1 pseudogene is annotated in these 450 nt (G+C 35.1%); it reads left to right on the top strand.

Annotated elements, in window-relative coordinates:
* Window positions 1–390 (top strand): annotated as a pseudogene (locus tag LQ679_RS14670) (IS6-like element IS257 family transposase); the annotation flags it as partial.
* Window positions 391–450 lie beyond the last annotated feature (60 nt).

The following is a 450-nucleotide window of genomic DNA, read 5'->3' as shown; positions in this document are numbered from 1 at the left end:
GAGGGACATACATTAGATATTTGGTTGCGTAAGCAACGAGATAATCATTCAGCATATGCGTTTATCAAACGTCTCATTAAACAATTTGGTAAACCTCAAAAGGTAATTACAGATCAGGCACCTTCAACGAAGGTAGCAATGGCTAAAGTAATTAAAGCTTTTAAACTTAAACCTGACTGTCATTGTACATCGAAATATCTGAATAACCTCATTGAGCAAGATCACCGTCATATTAAAGTAAGAAAGACAAGGTATCAAAGTATCAATACAGCAAAGAATACTTTAAAAGGTATTGAATGTATTTACGCTCTATATAAAAAGAACCGCAGGTCTCTTCAGATCTACGGATTTTCGCCATGCCACGAAATTAGCATCATGCTAGCAAGTTAAGCGAACACTGACATGATAAATTAGTGGTTAGCTATATTTTTTTACTTTGCAACAGAACCG

This window comes from Mammaliicoccus sp. I-M35, assembly GCF_022386455.1.
Classification (GTDB): domain Bacteria; phylum Bacillota; class Bacilli; order Staphylococcales; family Staphylococcaceae; genus Mammaliicoccus; species Mammaliicoccus sciuri_A.
Note: the sequence above shows the minus strand (reverse complement) of the source record. Positions and strands in the feature narration are given on the sequence as shown.